General features: G+C 39.4%; 16 protein-coding genes and 1 tRNA gene. 1 reads left to right on the top strand and 16 read right to left on the bottom strand.

Translation table 11 applies throughout. The features are described from left to right. Nucleotides 1–11: 11 nt before the first annotated feature. Both K8P02_RS03815 and K8P02_RS03810 read right to left on the bottom strand, forming a co-directional pair. Nucleotides 12–3518, bottom strand: coding sequence for a SusC/RagA family TonB-linked outer membrane protein (locus K8P02_RS03815; protein WP_025866913.1), 3507 nt, complete (start codon nt 3516–3518; stop codon nt 12–14). A 368-nt stretch (nt 3519–3886) separates the two neighbouring features. Further along, nucleotides 3887–4876, bottom strand: coding sequence for a FecR family protein (locus tag K8P02_RS03810; RefSeq protein WP_025866914.1), 990 nt, complete (start codon nt 4874–4876; stop codon nt 3887–3889). A gap of 158 nt (nt 4877–5034) precedes the next feature. Between K8P02_RS03810 and K8P02_RS03805 the strand changes: the two genes are divergently transcribed. Beyond that, complete coding sequence (locus tag K8P02_RS03805) at nt 5035–5631, top strand: RNA polymerase sigma-70 factor (RefSeq protein ID WP_025866915.1); 597 nt, start codon at nt 5035–5037, stop codon at nt 5629–5631. Nucleotides 5632–5651: 20 nt separating this feature from the next. Here the strand turns inward: K8P02_RS03805 and K8P02_RS03800 are convergent, their stop codons facing one another. The 14 genes from K8P02_RS03800 to K8P02_RS03735 all read right to left on the bottom strand — a co-directional run bounded on the left by K8P02_RS03800 (nt 5652) and on the right by K8P02_RS03735 (nt 21614). Next, nucleotides 5652–6743 carry an AMP-binding protein gene (locus tag K8P02_RS03800; RefSeq protein WP_025866916.1) on the bottom strand — a complete coding sequence of 364 codons (1092 nt, stop codon included), beginning with the start codon at nt 6741–6743 and terminating at the stop codon, nt 5652–5654. Between the two features lie 13 nt (nt 6744–6756). Then, a complete protein-coding gene (locus tag K8P02_RS03795; RefSeq protein WP_025866917.1) occupies nt 6757–7782 on the bottom strand; it encodes an o-succinylbenzoate synthase in 1026 nt (341 codons plus the stop codon). 34 nt (nt 7783–7816) lie between these two features. Beyond that, nucleotides 7817–8638 (bottom strand): 1,4-dihydroxy-2-naphthoyl-CoA synthase, encoded by an 822-nt coding sequence (gene menB / locus K8P02_RS03790; RefSeq protein ID WP_025866918.1) that lies wholly within the window; start codon nt 8636–8638, stop codon nt 7817–7819. 190 nt (nt 8639–8828) lie between these two features. Then, the gene (gene menD / locus K8P02_RS03785; RefSeq protein ID WP_223382024.1) at nt 8829–10523 is read right to left on the bottom strand and encodes a 2-succinyl-5-enolpyruvyl-6-hydroxy-3-cyclohexene-1-carboxylic-acid synthase; all 1695 of its coding nucleotides are present in this window, start codon (nt 10521–10523) and stop codon (nt 8829–8831) included. Nucleotides 10524–10612: 89 nt separating this feature from the next. After that, nucleotides 10613–11734: an isochorismate synthase gene (locus K8P02_RS03780; protein ID WP_044158066.1), complete on the bottom strand. Its 1122-nt coding sequence runs from the start codon at nt 11732–11734 to the stop codon at nt 10613–10615. After that, the gene (locus K8P02_RS03775) at nt 11731–12963 is read right to left on the bottom strand and encodes a Cof-type HAD-IIB family hydrolase (RefSeq protein ID WP_223382023.1); all 1233 of its coding nucleotides are present in this window, start codon (nt 12961–12963) and stop codon (nt 11731–11733) included. Before K8P02_RS03775 ends, K8P02_RS03780 begins: the two co-directional genes overlap by 4 nt. Nucleotides 12964–13132: 169 nt before the next feature. After that, the gene (locus K8P02_RS03770) at nt 13133–15394 is read right to left on the bottom strand and encodes a GH92 family glycosyl hydrolase (RefSeq protein WP_025866920.1); all 2262 of its coding nucleotides are present in this window, start codon (nt 15392–15394) and stop codon (nt 13133–13135) included. Nucleotides 15395–15542: 148 nt separating this feature from the next. Next, nucleotides 15543–15902, bottom strand: coding sequence for a DUF488 domain-containing protein (locus K8P02_RS03765; protein ID WP_223382021.1), 360 nt, complete (start codon nt 15900–15902; stop codon nt 15543–15545). A 277-nt stretch (nt 15903–16179) separates the two neighbouring features. Next, the gene (locus K8P02_RS03760) at nt 16180–16725 is read right to left on the bottom strand and encodes a hypothetical protein (RefSeq protein WP_223382019.1); all 546 of its coding nucleotides are present in this window, start codon (nt 16723–16725) and stop codon (nt 16180–16182) included. Nucleotides 16726–16751: 26 nt separating this feature from the next. After that, the gene (locus tag K8P02_RS03755) at nt 16752–17117 is read right to left on the bottom strand and encodes a hypothetical protein (RefSeq protein WP_025866921.1); all 366 of its coding nucleotides are present in this window, start codon (nt 17115–17117) and stop codon (nt 16752–16754) included. 4 nt (nt 17118–17121) lie between these two features. Next, nucleotides 17122–17658 carry an RNA polymerase sigma factor gene (locus K8P02_RS03750; RefSeq protein ID WP_025866922.1) on the bottom strand — a complete coding sequence of 179 codons (537 nt, stop codon included), beginning with the start codon at nt 17656–17658 and terminating at the stop codon, nt 17122–17124. Nucleotides 17659–17899: 241 nt separating this feature from the next. Then, nucleotides 17900–20197, bottom strand: a complete 2298-nt coding sequence (locus tag K8P02_RS03745; protein ID WP_223382016.1) for a family 20 glycosylhydrolase — start codon at nt 20195–20197, stop codon at nt 17900–17902. 256 nt (nt 20198–20453) lie between these two features. After that, nucleotides 20454–20541, bottom strand: a tRNA-Ser gene (locus K8P02_RS03740). Between the two features lie 602 nt (nt 20542–21143). Next, a complete protein-coding gene (locus K8P02_RS03735) occupies nt 21144–21614 on the bottom strand; it encodes a hypothetical protein (RefSeq protein WP_007484733.1) in 471 nt (156 codons plus the stop codon). Nucleotides 21615–22333 lie beyond the last annotated feature (719 nt).

Genomic DNA, 22333 nt, shown 5'->3' with positions numbered 1-22333 from the left:
ATATATACTAATTAAAAATTAGCTTTCAGTGAAATACCAAACGAACGGGCAGAAGGCATATTAAATATTTCAAAAGCTCCTAAACCATTTTGAGTAGAAAGAGAGATATCCGGATCTACAGGTGCATCTTTATAGATAAAGAACAGATTGCGCGCTATCAAAGACAATGACACATTCTTGGAGGCACCCAACAAATTACGGAATGTATATCCCAAAGACAATTCTCTCAAACGGAAGTTTGTAGCATCATAAACATATTGTGTTGCATTTACATCACCGCCAATTCCTTGGTAATAAGCATTTATCGGTGCGAGATTTCCATCTGGCATATACATAGCAGGTTTTCCATTCCATATTAAATCATTATTGTTTTCAGCAGCCAGGCGTGCATCGGCAGTACGTTGAGAAACTCCTAACTTATCCAATTCCGCTTCAGTGAAGGAAATCACTTTACCGCCAATTTTACCATTAATCAAGAAATAAAGAGAGAAATCCTTATACGTGAAAGTATTACTCCATCCCAATTGAAATTTTGAGTTCATATTTCCAATATAAACACCAAATTGCTCACCAGATAGTTGTGGTTTACCTTCATCTGTTAACAAAATGTTTCCATCTTCGTCACGTAAAAAGTCGGTAGCATACATATCTCCATAAGATCCGCCTTCAACATATTTAACTTGAACTTTTCCACCTGCTATCTTTTGCTCAATCAAGACTTCACCACCATTTTCATTATGATAGGTTTTTACTATTTTATTATTGTTGTAAGAGAAATTCACAGTTGTTCTCCACAATAAATTTTTAGCCAAATTTAAAGAGTAACCTACAGTAGTTTCAATACCTGAATTTCGAATTAATCCGGTATTAACAGGAATGGCTTTTCCACTACCACTTGCATTCAACAAATAACCATTATGCAGAGCTGTATTATAATAGGTAAAATCCATATCTAAAGAATTGCCAAATAATGAAAGATCAAAACCTGCTTCAAATGATTTCGTTTTTTCAGGTATAGGATTAGCAAAATATCCATAATTAGAGGTTGTCACTGATCCTGTCAGTTTATTTTCTGTACTCTTAGAAAATATTATATTAGGAATAGAATTACCCACTTCACTATACGAGGTTCTCAACTTTAAGTTAGTTATAACTTCTGGTAAGGAGAAAATTTTACTCAACAAAGCATTTGCACCCACAGCAAAATAACCATAATTAGTAGGAGTACCACGACCTTCAAATTGTTTGAAAGCACGATACCAGTCTCTACGATAACTACCGTCAATATAAACTTTCTCTTTATATCCTAACTGTGCAGTAAATAACGCAGCTTTATCCCAATCTGAAGATTTTGAAAAACTTCTACTACCCAAAGATCCGTCTGAAGCTGTAGGCTCAAAAAAGTTAACCTGGGTTGGCAATATCCTTTTTTGAGGATCTGCAACAGTAGCTTGAGTCCATATTTTCTGAATCTCTCCTTTAATAGTATGTCCTACCCATCCGGCTGTAGCAGATACAGAAAAATCTTTAATATCTTTATTATAACTCAACAAGTAATCTACATAAATCTCGTTACTGCGGTTGATATCTTGTCCAAATATACCATAATCTTCCATTGCAGCAGGAGTCCATGTTGTAGCTGAACGCTTGGATGTTCCTTTAGTACGGGTACGATCCATACTCAAACGTCCTTGTACATTCAACCCTGCAAGTAATTCATATTTAGCAGTTACGTATCCATATAATCGCTCTTCTTCCGTTTTTCCCGTACATTCATTTACCAACCAATAAGGATTATTATGACCTTTAGAGGTATAAGCCCATTGTTGTTGCTTGCCTTCCAAGGGTACCTGAACGTCAGAAATCCACTCATAAGAGTTACCGTTTTTCTTATAGTATCCCTGCGGATTAGATAACCATTGCCCCTTTTCTATCATATAGTTGTCTTTATAATACTGCATATCGATATTACGAGGAGTTGTATAAAGGTCATACAACGGATTTAATGCCGTACCACCACCAGGTCGATTACGCAGAACAGTATGTACATAATTCACAGATACATCAATATTCAATTTCTTATTAAATAGCGCATAACTCTGTCTAAAAGAAAGCGTATTTCTATTGTAATTATTCCTGGGAACCATACCATCCGAATGAGAATTAGCAAATGAAAAATAAGAACGTATCTTTTCCGATCCTCCACTCAATGATATTGAGTTATTCACAGTAACACCTGTTTGAAAAAAATCATCAACATCATCATTTGCATAATTGCGTAAATGAGCTCCTTCATAAGCAAGCTCTTCTGATGTCATATCCGTCAACTTTTTGCCCCAACTATCAAGAGCTAATGTGTTCGCAGACAGATTAAGAGACGCACCATAGATATTTTGTATTTCAGGAGTTAATAATGGTTTTTCAAATGTAACATTAGAAGAAATATTGACATCGATACGTCCCTCTTTACCTTTCTTAGTAGTGATCATAATGACACCATTCGCAGCTGCACTACCATAAAGAGCAGCTGCATTAGCGCCTTTTAGAATGTTAAGACTCTCAATATCATCAGGATTAATGGTTGAAAGAGGATCAGAACCTTCAGATGTACCTGAGTAATTAATACCAGAACCATCCCCCCAGCCTTTTTGTCCACTAATATTGTTGGTCATAGGAATACCATCTACCACTACTAAAGGGCTATTGTTTCCTAAAACTGACTTGTTTCCTCTTAATAAAATCTTTGATGCACCACCGGCGCCACCGGCACTTGGAGTAATTGTAATACCAGACGCCTTTCCCTGCAGTGAGTTAACAAAATTGGCATCTTGCACTTTCATTAGCTCCTCACCGCTCACTTTTTGAGTTGCATACGTCAAGGACTTTTCTTTGCGTTCGATACCCATAGCAGTAACTACCACTTCATTTAATTGTAGTGCATCTTCTTTCATTGTTACATTGAAAGAGGTACGCCCTGCAATCGATAATGATATTTTTTGATAACCAATATAGGAAAATTCCAATACACCATCTTCAGGCACTTCAAGGGAATAAATTCCGTCCATATCAGTAATAGTTCCTGTAGTAGTTCCCTTAACCAGTACGCTTACTCCAATCAAAGGCTCACCGTTTTCATCCGTTACTACTCCTTTTATTATACGTTTGTTCTGCTGTGTCACGTTTCTCACTTCATCCACTTCTTTTGTAAAGAGCACCAAATACTTATCCCGTACTGAAAAAGAGGCACTAGTATTTTTAAGTAAGCGATTCATAACAGTCCCTAATTTCTCACGATTAGCTTTAATCGTCACTACTCTATCAGGATTAATATCTTTAGTATTATATACAACTGACAGAGAAGTTTGCCGACCAATTTCGTTCAGCACCTTACTCAAAGGGACATTAGTAAAATCCAGATTTAACAGTACATTTTGTGCAGATGCACTTAAAAAGGCTGGAATAAAAAGGAAAAGGAACCCCAACAAGAATTTAATCTTGTACTTTGTAATTTTTTTCATTTCGTATTCTTTTAACATTAACAGATTAAGAAACCATCTCAATATAAAATCCAATACAGGAAATCTTTTTTATGGAATATCTTTCATTATCTATAATTATTTTAGGTTATTATATTGGTTGTTATTTCGCTTTTACTAAAATAATACAGTTAACAGAGCATAGTTACTAAAAGAAAAGAGAAAAATTTAAAAGAAAAGAGAAAAAAAGGACGTTAAAAACCCCAATAGTCTAAAAAAGATATGAATAAAAGATAGATAAAAAGACAAAGAGAGTATATCAAAGAGAGACACGTAGATCACATGCAAACTCTTCTTTGATATACTCTCTCTAATTTATTAGTTGATGAGTACTTAGAATTTATCTATTTTTATTTCCCGGCAGATAAATAGATCTTATTTCCGTCTATTTTATACTGGAAACGTTTGGTTAATGATAATACAGAGAGAATATCTTCTATATTATCATCCGTACGGAACTCACAAGTAAAACGTTCTTTTTTTAATTGTTCATCTTTAAAATAAAAATGAACGTCAAAGTGCTGTTCAAGACATCGCGTCATTTCTAAACACGTAGCTTGCTCAAAAGCAAGTTTTCCTTGTATCCATAAAAGTACATCCCGGGGTGAAGAAGATTCTGTAAGTTCTGCCTGCAGAGTTGAAGTATTCACATTAAGAATCTGTCCTGGTTTTAAAATGAAACCCTCATTATTTTCCCGAGGTAAATCAACACGAATAGAACCTTTCAGCAAAGTAGCAACAACTTTCTCTTCTGCAGCACGAGCACGTACATTAAACTTCGTACCCAACACCTGCGTTTTTATGTTTTTGCTGTTTACAATAAAAGGAGCATGTTCATCACGTGCCACCTCAAAATAAGCTTCACCCGTAAGATTTACCTGACGTTCCCGACTCCATAAAGAAGATTTATAAGCTAACTGAGTAGAGGCATTCAACCATACCTTAGAACCATCCGGCAACACAAACTGCGCACGCTGTCCAGCTGTTGTTGCTACAATATAATTCGACGTTTTATTTAATGCTAAATAAGATAAGCCGATAGTAAAAACAATTCCGGTAAGAAAAGCAGCCAACGGAATAGCATAACGCTTCCACCCAATAGAGCGATGCTTCCTTACTACACTCTCTTTGGGCTTCATTGCGACTTTCAACTTCTTCAGAGAACCTTCTACATCAACTGAATTCATCACAGCAACGCGATCCCCGACAAATGCTGTATAATATATTTGTTCAAGTAGCTTCCGGTTTTCTTCAGAAGCTCTATACCAAGTCTCTACTTGTAAAGCTTCCTCTTCACTAAGCTCTCCATTGAAGTAGCTCAGTAATTTCATTTCATCCATCATGTTCAATCTTTATACCTAATATATACTATTGTCGTAGGTAATACAATTGTGGCAGCAAAGATACTAAATGAAATAGAAAAAAAAATATTATTTAATGATTCATTTTGAGAATGGAGAAATTATAAGTATGTTTGTTGTATATTTAATTAAAAAGAATGGGGAACTTTACTAAACCTTTAGATATAAATGATAATAGTACCGTAATCGCCGCATTAAGGGACAGCGATGTACAGGCCTTCGAAGAAGTATACCGTTATTATTTCCGAGGATTATGTGCGTTTTGTTCTCAATATGTTTCCCAAATTGAATCAGAGGAAATCGTACAAGATACCATGATGTGGTTATGGGAAAACCGTTCAAGTCTGATCGCAGAACTTACGCTAAAAACTCTGCTTTTTACCATAGTGAAAAACAAGGCATTAAACCGTATAACCCATCACGAAATAAAACGAAAAGTCCACCAAGAAATAGCCGATAAATACGAGAAAGAGTTCATTAGTCCTGACTTTTATTTAGAGAATGAACTATTCAAACTTTATGACAAAGCATTAGCAAAACTACCTATCGAATTTCGGGAGGCTTATGAATTAAACAGGAAGTATCACCTCACCCATAAAGAAATTGCCCTCAAATTAAAAGTTTCTCCACAGACTGTTAATTACCGAATCGGTCAGGCTCTTAAAATTTTACGTGTAGAATTAAAGGACTATCTCCCATTTTTAATTTTCATATATTATATTCGATCCTTATAAAGTAATAAATAAAAAAAGGATCATATTTGTACCATTTTTTCAGCAAACAATCTACAGTTGGCCCGATCTATTTTTCCACTACCGGTAATTGGGAGATGAGAAATTGTGAGTATCTGTTTAGGATATTGATATTTAGGTAATACAGAATGAATTTTCTCTTTTAACATATTGATATCCATTCCTTCTTCCAACAGAAGTACAACCGCCTGCCCTAATTTTAAATCTGATATAGATGTTATGGCAAAAGGAACTGTAATAAAAGGTTTCAATAATTCCTCTACCTCTTCTGCCTGTATCTTAATGCCTCCACTGTTAATGATATTATCCCTTCTTCCAACAATTATAAAACTACCATCCGGATAGAGCTTCGCAACATCATTTGTAACCAACACTTCATCACATACCAAAGGTGCTTTTATTATTAATGTATTTTCCAAAGAAAGTGATAGTTCAACTGAAGGAAACGGCCGATAATATAAAGAGGCAGAAACACCATTCAACCTGCGTAAAGCGATATGTGAAAGTGTTTCTGTCATACCATAAGTAGAATAAATTTCTCCGGGTAATGAACGTATCTCTGCCTCAAGAGCTGCATCAATAGCCCCCCCACCTATAATAAGTATATCTGTGTGACTAAGACGCTCTTTCTCTTGTGGTACCTGCAAAGTATTAAAGACCTGTAAAGGTACCATTGCCGCAAAACGAAGTGGCATATCCACATCGGCAAGCGGATGCCCGGAGGGAGTACGTAATATAAGATTTAAACCAGCCACCAATGCGCGAACCACTACCATTTTACCAGCAATATACTGTAAAGGCATGCAGAGTAGAACAGTATCATTTATACGAAGATTCAAAAACTCACAAGTCAAACGGGCACTTTGCATCATCTGCTCTTTACGAACCATCAACACTTTGGGTGTCCCGGTAGACCCGGAAGTATGGACTTCCATAAAGGGGGAGTCATTAAACCAATCAGCAAGAAAATGACATAAATCAAGCAAAAAAGGAGAAGCCATTTCTGAAACATTACTAATCAGATGCACTATTTCTTCCCGGGAGTACTTTTTGCCTTCTAATGTCAAACTCTGCTCACATCTATTCAGTTGCATGACAATTCAAGAATTAACGTGTTACAGAATACCACAGGCAATCTTTCCTTACTTCAAGAGGCATCTCTATATTATTAGTGAACAAGGCACCGGTACCAAGTCCCTGTGGCAAAGGATTATTAAATGTAGCACACCAATGAGCAATAGCATTCAATCCAATATTAGATTCGAGAGCAGAAGTAATCCACCAGCCGATTGTCAGCTCCTCAGCCAAACGAATCCATTCGTCACCACCGGCAATACCTCCATGAAGAGATGGTTTCAAGATAATATACTGAGGCCGGATCTGTTCAAGCAAACGCCGCTTATTTTCTGAGATATTGATTCCGATTAACTCTTCATCTAATGCAATAGGTAAAGGGCTTACCTCAGTAAGACGCGCCATTTCCTCCCATTGTCCGGCACGAATAGGTTGTTCTATGGAATGCAGGTCAAGCTCCGCCAAACGGCTTAACTTATCCATTGCATCAACCGGAGAAAAAGCACCGTTAGCATCCACACGAAGCTCTATTTCCTTTGCAGAGAAATGAGAACGAATAAAACGTAATAAAGTCAGTTCTTCCTCAAAATTGATAGCACCTATTTTTAATTTGATACAACGGAATCCTGTTTGCATCTTCATTTCAATCTGTTCAAGCATTTTTTTGTAATCGCCCATCCAGATAAGACCATTAATAGGAATTCCAACTTCCCCACGTGAAAAAGGCGTATTCCAAAGTGCAAAACTCCCTGCCTCCAGATGACGGAAAGCTGTTTCAAGTCCAAAGAGAATAGAAGGATACTCCCGAAGTTCTTCTACCGAAAAAGTTCCTTCGGCAGCTACACGGTTACAGATTCGGGATAAGACTGATTCATAATCAGGAATATCATCGCAACTCAGTTTAGGAAGCGGAGCACACTCACCAATACCTACCCTATCGGGATACATATCAGAAGTAAGATGTAGATACCATACATCACGAGTGACGTAAGTACCCCGTGATGTACCCGCCGGCTGCTTAAAATAAAGCTTATGAGGATGAATCTTTATATCGTACATAGCATTTACTCTTAAAGAAAACCAATCTTCTTTATTATGGCAATTTGGGATATTGTTTAAAATCAGGTTTACGCTTTTCAAGAAAAGCATTTTTTCCTTCCTGAGCCTCATCAGTCATATAATACAGCATTGTTGCATCACCCGCCAACTCCTGAATACCTGCCTGTCCGTCGAGCTCGGCATTCAATCCGGCTTTAATCATACGAAGAGCAAGCGGACTGAGTTGCATCATCTCTTCTGCCCACTGAACATATTCATCTTCGAGCTGCTCTAAAGGTACCACTTTGTTCACCAATCCCATATCAAGTGCTTCCTGTGCATTATACTTACGGCAAAGGAACCAGATTTCACGTGCCTTTTTCTGTCCTACCACGCGGGCAAGATATGAGGACCCAAAACCTGCATCGAAGCTACCTACACGAGGTCCCGTCTGTCCGAAAATGGCATTTTCTGACGCAATACTAAGATCACACACCACATGGAGCACATGTCCGCCACCAATAGCAAAACCATTTACAGCAGCAATAACAGGTTTAGGAATACTCCTAATTTGTTTCTGTACATCCAATACACTCAAACGAGGTACTCCATCTTTTCCAATATAACCTCCGCGGCCTTTTACATTCTGATCACCGCCGCTACAAAAAGCCTTATCGCCTGCCCCGGTAATCACAACTACACTGATACAGGACTCTTCACGGCAAATACGCATAGCATCACTCATTTCACCCGTAGTAGTAGGCGTGAATGCGTTACGATAACGTTCACGATTGATAGTAATACGGGCAATGCCGTTATAGTAATCAAAAAGAATATCTTCGTATTCTTTGATTGTTTCCCATTTTCTTTCTGACATATTCTTCTTTTTTATAAATTTAAGTACTATATCCTAATTAAATGATCGTATCATTGAAACGCAGATTATCGCAAATTCACACAAAGAACATCGTCCCTCAAATACAGTAAGTCATCTAATCTGCGAAATCTACGATCATTTGCGTTTCAATAAAACGCTGCCATAGTATGAATGAAATTTGAAGTACTATTTATTTGTTTTCTTTTCTCGGTGCACTTTCGCGTCCGGCAGCCTGGTGATAGAAGTCTTTCAGAATTCTTGCATCTTTATTCTTATTGGTAAAGACCTCTACCAATATCGGTTGCGTCATAGGCTCCGGTTGTGTAAACAATTGCATTGCTTCTTCTAATTGCACCTCATCTTCCACTTTCTGATAAAGGAAACCGCGATCTTCCGCCCATCCTTTGGCAGATGTTTTATGAACGGAAGTAATAAATTTGTGCGATGTACCCGACATTTCCAATCCCGGTAGCGTATGGAAAATTTCCCCTCCTCCATTATTCAACAGCAAAATACGCAGATTCGCACCAAAATTTCCATTCCACAAAGCATTCATATCATAGAAAAAACTAAGATCGCCAATGACCACAAAGTTCAGTTTATCCGAAGCTGCAGCATAGCCAACAGCGGTGGATAAAGAGCCTTCAATGCCACTCGTCCCCCGATTGCAACAAACTTCTACCGTTGCAGGAACAGTGAACAACTGGGCATAACGCACAGTCGAACTGTTAGCTAAATGAAGCGCACACTGTTCGGGTAATGCTTTTATCAATGCTCCGATTGCAGACATTTCCGAATAGGGCAACTCGGGTTGTGGCAATGCTTTACAGAAGTTTTCCCACAGCAAAGGATACTGAGGCGTTTTGTTCTCAAGTAAAAATGCAATTTTTTCAAGAAATTCAAAGGGGTCCATTTCTATCACTGTTGTCAATGAACCATAAAGGTCCACTATCTCTCCATCGGGAGATACATGCCAATGTTCCTTTGGAGGATTATTCCGCAAGAACTTCTTCAAACGCTTGGATACAACGTGTCCGCCATAAGTAATCAACAGTTCCGGCACCATTTTTTCTTGCATCTCTCCGTCCATAGCATAAAGTGCCACATCGAAGTTCTTCACAGGAATACCGGGAATGGTCTGGTTTCCAATATGCTCTGTCAACCAGGCAAAATGCTTGTAAAGCAGCTTCGAATATTTCTTTTCGAACAAATAAATCAGATTCATCTGTCCGACAATAATCATACGCTTTTGATATTGATTGAGCCGTTGGATAAGATCGTTATAATCCCGGTCATAAATATTCAAACCTTGATAACGGGTGATAACACGTACTTCAGGAAGTGTCTCAGTAGTAAAACGGAATATCGGTTCAGTGACAGGAACATTAATATGCACCGGTCCTTTGCCATGATGATGTGTCTCCAGCAATGCTTCGTTAACCAGACGATTACAATACCATTCGTCTTCATCCGTATAGATTTCCGGAAGGTTAACTGACTTCTTCACCAGCGTACCAAAAACTCCCGGTTGTGGTAAAGTCTGTCCATCCATCTGCCCTATCCAGGCAGCAGGTCTGTCGGCAGAGATGACAACCAAAGGAACATTCTGATAAAAAGCTTCGGCTACAGCCGGATGCAGATTGAGCAAAGCTGTACCGGAAGTACAACATACGGCAGCAGGTGCTCCACCATTCAGAGCTAACCCAATAGCGAAAAACCCGGCACTACGCTCGTCCGTTACAGAATAACACTTAAAGGAAGGATGGGTAGACAGGGTATGAACAAGGGGAATATTACGACTCCCCGGACACAATACGATCTTCGTCACTCCATGTGCTTCGAGCAACGCCACCAATTGGAGAATATTCTTCTTATCTGTATACACTTTATTTAGTTGAAAATTGAAAATTGAAAGTTGAAAATTGAAAGTTGCTATGTAGCGTGATAGTGCAGCCAACTTTCAATTTTCAATTTTCAACTTTCAATTAGATTAAGCATTGTTTGCATTTTCTTTTCCGTCTCCAGCCATTCGTCTTCCAATTCGGAAGAAGCGAGTAATCCGCCACCGGCATAGAGAATCAATTGTTCTGAGCTTATATTCATACAACGTAAATTAACATACAAATCAGTCTTTCCACCGGGATTCAATGTACCAATGAAACCAGAGTAATACCGGCGGTCGTACTTCTCATTATCCTGAATAAACTGATATGCCTTTTCTTTGGGAAGTCCACAAACGGCTGGTGTGGGATGCAACAGTTTCAGCAAATCTCCCAGTCTATTGCTATCCGGCAATGAGAAATGGAAATCAGTCTTTAAATGAGACAGTGCCCCGGCAAATGCCGGATAAGGACCGGATTCTTCGGGTTGGATATTAAAAGAAAGAAGCTGACTCCGAATATAAGAAGCAACATACTCTTGTTCTTCCCGATTCTTATCATCCCATTCCTGCGGTAATTTTCCATGCTGAAGAGATTGTGTACCAGCCAACGCTACCGTGCCCCATTCATTTTTTTCTCCTGCAAGAATAATCTCCGGAGTACTGCCCAGCCACGCCCCGGTCTGCGGAGTATAGCATAAATAGACATATGAATACAGATACCTCCTACAAGCTTCATGGAAAGCTGCTGCCGGTGAGAATTTCGATGGAACGTCCAGTTTCTGATTGCGGGAAAGTACCAACTTATCGAACTGCTTTTGACGCAATGCCTTGATGAAGGTGTCAAAACAACCGGCATATTTGTCCGTACATGGCGCATAATGAACAGACTTTGGCGCCCGTTCCGCTACCGGACTATAATAATCCGGCTTTATGTCATCCGAACATTCTTTCGTTGAGTCAAACTCTATTTCACATACTTCATCCGGCCTCAGCAACACAATCGGTGTATCCTTCCCTATCCGAAAAGGGGCTATCACAAAGCCACTTTGTCCATTCAACTCTTCTATATCACTAAACAGACTTACTTCACTTTTTAGTTGTACCATCAAATGGATAACCTTCTCTCCCGGTATACGATACATGGCAAAAGGCATTCCAGTCTCAATAAAACGATCCACGAGGATATAGGCTTCCTGTTCTCCTGTATTAATCATCCTTTTTTCAAGACACTATTTACTACCCGTATTGAAGACACCAGCTTGGCTGTAGACGTAAATACATCCACATTCCAGACATGCGAAGAACGTCCTTTATGAACAATCGTTCCCACAGCTCTCACCGTATCTCCTTCGTGAGCAGAGGATATATGATTTCCACTGACTTGCATACCTACTACTATTTCGTCGGGTTTACAGAGTATCATCGAACCGAGTCCTGCCACTGTTTCGGCCAGCGCCAGCGTTGCCCCTCCATGAAGGATACCGAATGGCTGACGGGTACGTTCGTCTACCGGCATAGTAGCCTCTACCCTATCCTCAGAAGCATAGGTATATTGAATACCCAGGTTTCCCATCAAAGCATGACGAGCCCGTTGATTCAGTTCGTCCAGAGGAACTTCTGCCGGACGTATTTCTGAAAGAATAGCTTTCTCTACAGCTATCGCTACTCCATCCTCATCATTAGAAGTGGTGATTCTGTCAGCACATACCTTTACTGAATCCTGCGCATTACCCATAGCAATGCCCAGCCCGGCAGACTGTATCATGGAAACATCACAAACTCCATCACCAATAGCGATAACTTCTTCTGAGCTGATACCCAGTGTTTCGAGCAAAGCTCCCAATGTATTCGCTTTATCAATAGAGCAAGGAACCACTTCGAGGAAGTAGGGTTCGGAACGGAATACGTCCAACGCACCGTTCAGTCGTTTGCGCCAGTGCTCTTCAAGTCCCACAAGGGCTTCTTCATCATCACTGACAAGCATACATTTGCAGGGAGCAAAGTCTACTGCAATTGAAAATTCCGTTTCCGGGATTATCTTCAGACCATTCAGCTCAGCTTCCTGGCGTATATGTTCATTTTCGGGTGAATCGGTAATAATAGTGTCGTCATGATAGGTAAAGATAGCGAAACCGTTTTTACGGGCTTTCTTTTCCAGATAAGGCAACATCTCAGGGTTTATCCTACGCTCAAACAGGAGTTCACCATTTTGCGCATTGATAATCTGCCCACCATTATAAGACAGAATAAAGCCTCCATAGTTTCCAAGTTCCAGCTTCATGGCAAGGGGCATAAGGCCATATGTAGGTCTGCCGGAAGCCAATACGATACGTACTCCCATCTGCTGCACTTTCAATAAAGCGGCAAGGGTACGTTTACTGATTTCCTTTTCACTATTGAGCAACGTTCCGTCTACATCAAGAACTAATAATTTATACTTCATAACTTATTGGTTTTGGGGTTCCGACAGCAAAGGTAGGATTATTTAATTGAAAATTGAAAGTTGAAAGTTTAAAATTAAATATAAATGAGAAAGAGAGGGGAGGGAAAAAAGGCTGCACTGTAGTTGTTCTCTCAACCTACAGTGCAGCCTCTCTTTTATTTCTTAATTTTTATTTTTTAATTACCTTCCCCATTGTTAATTCCAATGTACCACCATCTACAATGTCCTGATGTGTAAAGAAAGGTTCATCCAGCGGTTTTCCATTCAACACGATAGACTGGATGTACTTATTCTCACGACTATTATTTTTAGCTATAACCGTGAATTTCTTACCATCTTTCAGATTCACCGTAGCTTTGTTGAAAAGAGGGCGACCGATAGAATACACTGGTTTTCCGGGACATACCTGATAGAATCCCATCGTATTGAGTATATACCATGCAGACATCTGTCCACAGTCTTCATTGCCCGAAAGGCCATCCGGGTCATTGAAATACAACGTTTGCAATACGCTGTCTACAAGTTCCTGTGTTCTGTAAGGTTGGCCTACGTAGTTATACATATGAATAATGTGGTGACTGGGCTCATTGCCATGAGCATATTGTCCGATCAGACCGGAGATATCAGCTGAAGTATTTTCACCTTCCAAAACAGAACTTACAGTAAACAATGAATCGAGTTTGCTGATGAAACCTTCGCGCCCCCCCATCAGTTCAACCAATCCGTCAATCTGGTGAGGTACGAACCAAGTCCATTGCCAGGCTGTTCCTTCACAATAATCATCGTTACGATGTGTAGAAGAGCGGGGATTAAACGGTGTACGCCAATTGCCCTTACTGTCAAGTCCGCGCATAAAACGTGTGGACGGATCAAAATAAGTTTTGTACCCTTCGGCAAATTTGGCATATTTCTCATGATTGGCAGCATCTCCAAGGCTCTCGGCAAATGCAGAGATACACCAGTCGTTGTAGGCGTATTCCAACGCCTTGGCTACAGCTTCATTGTCTTTATCGCAAGGTACATAGCCAATTTTATTCTTCCAGTATTTGGCCTGCGGCATCAGGTGAGGCAATACCAACGGAGGACATTTAATCCCTGTCGTATCATACTCAGCCACACGTAAACAGGCTTTATAAGCCTCATTCACATCAAAGTTATGATACCCTTTCATATACGCATCTACAATGACAGGCACTGCATGGTAACCAATCATTGTACCGGTATAGTTACCGGCCAGCTCCCACATAGGGAATACACCACCTTCACGTTGCTTTTGGATAAGAGAGCGGATGAATGCTTCGTTCAAATCGGGATCAATAATGGTCATCAACGGATGATAAGCACGGAACGTATCCCACAAAGAGAATATAGTATACATCGGTTCATTCACACTGCCCTGATGAGCTTTCAGATCCATACCTAAATAACGACCGTCTACGTCAGTGAAGAGATTGGGCTGCATACCGGTATGATAAAGAGCGGTATAGAACATCGTTTTCTGATCCTTGTTATCAGTATCAATATCTATCTTTGCCAGATAGTCATTCCAGGAAGCACGGGCCGCCTTACGAACGCCATTAAAATCCCATTCGGGAATCTCAGCTTCTACATTTTTGCGTGCTCCATCTATATCAACAGCCGAAATACCCACTTTCACATACACTTCTTCACCGGCTTTGGTATTAAAGTGCAGCAAAACTTTAGCAGTAGGCAACAAAGGGCCACCTTCGTCGAGCGCCATAGAATCAGTCACCATTGTATAGGTAAATGGTTTAGAGAATTTTGCATAGAAATTGATATACTGATCAAAAGCCCAGTAAACCGTTTTCTTACGTCCGCATATTTCTGTATCGCTGATTACCTCCAATTCCATTTCTTCATTCTTCTGACGTTGCAGGCTATAGTCTAAATCGAGAATAAAACCCGATTCATCAGATTGTGGAAAAGTATAACGATGAATGGCTGCGCGTTTAGTTGCCGTAAGTTCGGCTTTCACATTGTATCGGTCCAGCACTACAGAATAATACCCCGGTTGAGCCGTTTCATTCTGATGTGAGAAAGCGGATGCATAGGCCATCTGCTGGCTTTCCGAACCCATAGCGTGATAATCCTGTTTGCCAACAGTAGGCATCAGCAGTACATCACCATAATCGCCACAACCCGTACCGCTAAGATGAGTGTGCGAAAATCCATTGATGGTAGAATCATTGTAGTAATAACCCGAACAGGCATCCCACTGATAAATACGTGTATCCGGACTCGGCTGAATCATACCATTGGGAACCACCGCTCCCGGATAAGTGTGTCCGTGTCCTCCGGTACCGATGAAAGGATTTACAAAATCCGTGTAGTCTTGCGATGTAGATGTCTGAGTACAAGCGGCCATTCCCAGTAACAAAGAGCATCCGATTAGTGCAGAAATAAGTCTCATATCTATTCGTTTTTTTGAAATGTTTCAATGCATATTAGTTTTAAGAAGACAAAAGCGTGGCCTCTTACAGTATATAATACAACTGAAAAGCAAAAAACACTAACGTCCCGAAGGGCAAAAGTAGCAAAAAAACGATAATAAGTAACTATTACTTAAGGTGTGTCTCTAAATATTGTTGTAAAATACGAGCATGATTATATACAGGTTCTTTAGAAGCATACAGTAAAGTAACAACTTTATAAGATGCTATTTTTGTAAGAAACTCCTTTACGGCAGCAGAGCCCTCCAGTTCCTTTTCATACATTGCTGCAAACTCTTTCCAATGTCCGGTAATATCTCCGTGAAACCATTTACGCAGATCCGGAGAAGGAGTGATGTCTTTTTCCCAGACATCGTATTTCAAATACTCTTTTTTCATCCCCCGAGGCCAAAGACGATCTACCAAAACGCGATATCCATCTGTATCGGCAGGTTCTTCATATACCCGCTTAATTTTTATCTGAGTCATAAATTGATACTTTATATTATGCTGAATGAACCAATAAATAAAGAAATGGTTCATCCTGCCTGGAGACTACGCCTTGCCTGCATGGAGACCACGCCTTGCCTGCATGCAATAAAAGCAAAGCTATATGCGTCTCAAAACCAGAGTTATAACATACTGATAATCAACAGATAAAAGGATGTACACTTTTGTCATACAAGAGTGTACACTTATATATAACAAGAATGTACACTCTTGACAGGCAAAAGTGTACATTCTTGTTATTCATCACAAATAGAGCTTATTTCTGCGACTTCACATTGTTGTTGCCACGATGCATATTACCCTTCTTTGCTTCCGGCCGTTGTCCCTGTTTTTGTCCCTGGCGTTTTTTCCATTCTTTCTGAAATTTATGTGCATTCCCTTTCTCTAATTGATAAATCTTCATTATCTGTTTAGGAGAAAGTATCTTACGAAATTCATTATAATACTTCTCACGTATATCCAGCAACTTACGGCTCTGTGCAAAACGATCTTTAATCGCTTTTTCTACTTCCGCATCCGTAGGGATAGCCTTCGGAGCCGGCTGTGTAGTAGCCGCATCCCTCACTTTAGGTTTGCGGGCATTCTCCATACGTACCTCACTCAACTCCTTCAGATATTTCTGATACACAGGAACGAATTTAGCAGCAGTAGCATCATCGAGCATCAACGCTTTCACTACCTGATTACATTGCATGGCCTGAATCTGTTCTCTATCCGGACGTTTTTTCTCTTGTGCAAAAGCAGACTGGCTACACATAGCAACCACAGTCAAAAGCATAAAAATAATTCTTGTTTTCATCATTTGTTCTCCTTCTTTTTAATTATCTATTAAAATAAAAACATATCAGTTTCCGAAAGTTCGGCAAGTTCCTGTAGTTCTTCATCCGACAGACTCTCTATAAAATGATCCATCGCGTCCGAGTTAGCAGACTCCGTTTCAGCCATCAGCACAAGAGTCGGGACTGTAGCAGGTACTTCATTTCCCTCCGGATTCAGTGGCATGAATAACAATCCGGCCAATAGCGCAGCGGCAGCCAATGCAGTTGGAATGATAATGTGTAACCTATTCTTCACACGACGTTCCTCTCCACACGTATGCTTTAGTATCTTGCGCCGGTTGTCTTCAAAGAAAGATTCAGGCGTTTTATAAGGCATTCGCTTCCCAATGTCATCAAAATCAAATTCTCTGTTCATAACTCTAACTATTTACAATGTATTCCTTTATTCTTTCTTTCGCATAGTGATAATTCACTTTGAGAGTTTCCGCACGGTCACCCGTTATCTGGCTGATGGCCTCGTAGTCCAGTTCGTCATAATAACGGAGGTTAAACACCACCCGCTGCTTTTCCGGCAATTTCAGGATAGCCGTCTGAAACTTCACAGCCAACTCATTTTCATAGTCTACGTAATCGGAAGTTTTCAACTTATCGAGCAATTCCTCCTGTATTTCTTCGGCAGAAATAACTTCTGCTTTACGGGTTTTCAAGAAGCGAAGGCTCTCGTTAGTGGCTATCTTATAAATCCAGGTAATAAGCGAACTCTCTTCACGAAACTGTTCCAAATGCCGGAAAATACGGATAAAGACTTCCTGAATAATATCTTCCGCATCCTCATGAGACACAACAAGACGTCGTATGTGCCAGTATATCGGTTCCTGAAAACTGTCTACCAGCATTCTGAATCCTTTTTCAGGATTGGAAGCACAAGTCTCCCTGATTTTATTTTCGTTTATCATCTGTTCTTCTGGGCTTTATAGGTTAGAACTCAGATTAAGAGGAAAGTTAAACCGGAAGTATTCTTTTTCATATTCATTAACTCAAAAGAGAGAAGTCTCGCTATATTTTTAAATATAACAGGACTTCTCCCTTTTGAGTTGAACTCACCACAGAGTGGAGCAGAGTTTTATTGTTAGAAATCAGAGAAATAGCACTTTCTGAAACGCTATGCTATTCTGTGATAATATATATAATACTTTCTCAATGCTTCAACCAATTTTTACCAAGTTTTTGTTTTTCTCCTTTTTCATTGATTAAAGACATCTCCAACGTACCACCATTATTGTCGAAGTAACGAATTTCAATCGGATGAAGTCCCTCCTTCAAAGCCACCTGAGCTATCACTTCACGTGGTGAATGAGGTCCGTCATTATCAATGAGCAGTTTTCCGTCAATCAACAGCGTACTGCCATCATCCGAAAGCAAAGCCAGTGTATATATTCCATCGACCGGAACCTGCAAGTACCCTTTCAATACCAGTCCGATATCTCCTTTCACTCCCTCAGGGATAGACACTGTTTCAACCATATATGTACCCTTCACCGGGGCAGCATCAATATCAGCACATTTCTCTCCCTTAAAATCATGCCATACAACATTCAACCCGTCTCCTGAAACAGCTGCCGTACCATCTGCCTCTGCATAAGGAGCTTTCACAAACTTGGTTTTCACCATATCGCAAGCCGAACCATCAGGACGAAATGTGCGCAATGTAAACTCTGTGGTTTCTGTCACCTTCAGCGGCCCTTCATACAGTTGAGATGCCTTTGTCGGGAATTTACCATCCGTAGTATAACGTACTTCAGCATCAGGAAGCGGACATTTGATATTCAGAGTGGCCTCATCCACAAAAGCATTCGTATTATAAAAGCCTTCCAAATCGGGGATACGATAATTAATATTCATAGCATCCAGCCGTTTAAACTGAGGAATAAGGGCTTTGTAAAAGTCATCTATATTAGGCTTGGCAGAAGGTTCTACCCAAGCTATTTCACTCAGTGCAAGCAAGCGCGGCATCATCATATATTCCAGACGCTTCATAGAAGGAATCCATTCGCACCAGAAATTGGCCTGTACACCTAACACCCGTTTTTGCTGTTCGGGAGTAAGTTCTGCAGGTATGGGTTCATAAGCCAATAACTTAGGCAGTGTCGTTTTATCCTGTAGATAATCGAAATAGAAATAATTATTCTCCGTATTAATCACCTGCTTGCCTTCGGAAGTAGCAGTGGGAATAGCTTTAGGTGCCCAGCTTCTCCACCACATAATAGTAGCATTGTCAGAAAGACCATCTGCAATAACTTCGTCCCAACCAATAAACTTCTTTCCGTTCTCCATAAAGAACGTCTCCATTTGGCGCACAAACCATGCCTGCAATCCATTTTCTGATTGTATCCCCTCCCGCTTCATGCGGCGCTGACAATCAGCACATTTTTTCCAGTTGGCCATATCCACCTCATCACCTCCCATATGTACATACATATAAGGAAAGAGCTGAAACACCTCTTTATAAACATTCTTACAGAACTCCAAAGTAGAATCCTTTCCCGGACAAATGGGAGATGAGAACACACTTCCCCAGCCGATCAGCCCCGTACAGGCAATCTCCGGATATTGATTAATAGCTGCCAGGAAGTGTCCCGGCATATCAATCTCCGGTATTACATCAATGCCACGCTGAGCGGCATAAGCCACAATCTCTTTAATGTCATCCTGTGTATAATATCCGCCATACAACGTATCTCCCTCTACTATTTCCATCTTATCTTCAGGGATCCGGAAATCCAGATTATCTTCTTCTACCATACGATGCATACACTCTCTGTCGTGGGAATTGAATTTACGCCACGCTCCTTTTGCGGTAAGTAGCGGATATTGTTTGATTTCAATACGCCATCCCTGATCATCGGTCAGATGCCAGTGAAATTTATTCAATTTGTAAAGAGCCATCATATCGAGCACGTGCTTCACCTCCTCTTTGTTCCAGAAGTGACGTGAAGCATCGAGCATCATCCCGCGCCATGCCAAACGCGGTGCATCTTCTATACTTACGGCGGGGATAGAATGAGAAGCATCCTGGGAAGATTGTTCAATAGCTGCCGGTAATAACTGTCGGAGAGTAGAAATAGCAGAAATGATACCGGAATAATCAGCAGCTTCCGCTACTATATTACCGGAAGTGACATTCAACTTATACGCTCCCTCTTTCCCTTTGGTATCGGTCAATTTCAAAAAGATATCAGCAGGCTGTCCGCCTACTTCCGCAGTAGAAATTACTGCATTTTGCAATATAGTTTGTAAATACTGCGCAGCTGGTAACAACGACTCATCGGAGACACCAATCTTAAGTCCGTTCTTTAATACAAACATACCGGACTGTGTTGTTAACTGAACGGGCGTGGGAAGCACAGCAACCTCTTGTCTGGCAGATGGGCCCGAACAAGAAGAAAGGATGTATGCTGACATAGCCAGCAAAGAGAAGCAAAGTTTCTTCAACATAAAGACTATTTATTTTAATGAGTAATGTGCAAAATTATTTTGTATCATGCTGATTTATTGTTTAGGACTGAAACATTGATGAGCGCAGACTTTTGCTAATAAAATGGCTGCGCTGTAATAAAATTAATCAATCTGAGTAAATCTGCGTTTTAACTAATACAACTGAGAAGGGCCAAATGCTAATCCGGATAACAAATATTACAAAAAATGCAGAAAGCCCTGCAATACAATCATGTATGCAGGGCTTCATTTGTTGCGGAGAGAACGAGATTCGAACTCGTGATACACTTTTGGCGTATACACGCTTTCCAGGCGTGCCTCTTCAACCACTCGAGCACCTCTCCTTAGGGTTTCGGGCAGCAAAAGTAATGGTTATTTCTGAACTTTGCAACAAAAACTCCTTATTTTAATTTCAATAGCCAGAGAGTTTTTATTCTCTCCGGCAAATGAAACTAAAAATAAATAAGTTCACCACAAAGGACACCGAGTTATTATCTGACTGATTCTAAAATAATAGAAGCCTGTGTTTATTGCATTCTATGGTGAACTATATTCAAAACTGATAGCAATAAATATACAATAGCGTAAAACAGCCCTTTCTATTGTAAATATTCGATACCCTAAAACACACATAAAAAAGACAAAACAAGAGTGTTTAACATTGAAATATAAAGACAAATATCAAAGATTACAAATAACTCAGTATCAATACATTAAAAATTCCATATTTTCCTCGTAGAGGAACGAGGTGAAACTCTACGGAGATCAGTGTGAAACTCTACGAGAATCGCCCCTATTCTCTACGACTAACAAAGAAAAAGTTTATAAGATATTACAAAGAAAAAAAAGGGAGTATTCCGAATTGTAACAATATATCAATCGTTAATATAGAGTTGATAAGGTTTATTTTACTTTTACAAAACATACAAACGTTACCGACTTTCCATTATGAATCAGTTTTAGAATTATTATTAAGTATCAGTCTTTTAATGTATTTAGCAGTTTTCCGCTTTAGTTTATAACCAATAAATATGATTCGGATTCTATTATATGTATTCAAAAAGAACTCAAAAATACAATTATGTTCTTCCTTTATAATGTAGATAGTATGAATTTTCAGATTAATATTGAATGAATGGAGATGTCTGCTCTTCTTAAATAATATAAATAGTATATCATCCTCTTCTTCATATTCAACACAGGCTATTGTACTTAATGGTATTGCAAACAAATCAGTATCTTTTTCTAATCTCAAACAGAATTCATCACAATATAAATTCAACCTTTCGAAGAAGGGTTTTATTAGTTCATATTTTTCCTGATTGGTTTGATTTGCCAATCCCATCAAACAAATCAATTCTATAACTTCCGAATCAGCCTGTTTAACTTCTATTCCCAATTCACTAATTTCGTACATGTTGGTTTAGTTTTTTGTTGATCAAGAGGTTTAATTCCATTCTTAATTTTGACCCGGAAGGTTTGGGTTTCAAAAAAGTATCACGTCCTTTCTCATAAAGTACGTAAAAGAGATAGTTATTGAAATAAAATATATCTTCTATTTCTATTGGCCCCCAAATATTATTTAATGGTGTCCGATAACAACAAAAAATTTCAGAAAATTCGATTTCTTCAAAATCTAAGAAGATGCTATGATACTTCGTAAAAGAAAATAGGGTTAAATACTCCGAGTTGTTGTTTTGCTTTGGGATTTGTTTAAGACTACCATCTATAAACTCCCTTGTGTAAATATCCATACTGATAGTTTTTTAAATTTCCTCCTTTTAAAATAAAAGAGGTACGGAACTTTAACTTACCTGAATTCAGAAGGATGTGGTGCAGCCCTAAGCTAAACAGAATAAGCAAAGCCCGTACCATATCAGCACAGGCGTTGCAGATTCTTCTTTTTAGCTTATTCGTTAAACACCACATTTTCTGAATAATAAGAAGTCCGAACGCTGTAATAAATTACATTTCATGAAAATGGATTTCTCCCCATCTTCATTTGCAAAGATATACATTTTTCAATTAAATATCTTTTTCTTTTTGTTTTTTATTCGAAATGTTAGGTTCAGGTTATTCTTTAACAGTTTCTTCCTTAGCTTGTTCAGCTACTTCAAAACTGATAACTATTCTTTT

This window comes from Bacteroides nordii, from assembly GCF_019930665.1.
GTDB classification, from domain to species: Bacteria; Bacteroidota; Bacteroidia; order Bacteroidales; family Bacteroidaceae; genus Bacteroides; species Bacteroides nordii.
Note: the sequence above shows the minus strand (reverse complement) of the source record. Positions and strands in the feature narration are given on the sequence as shown.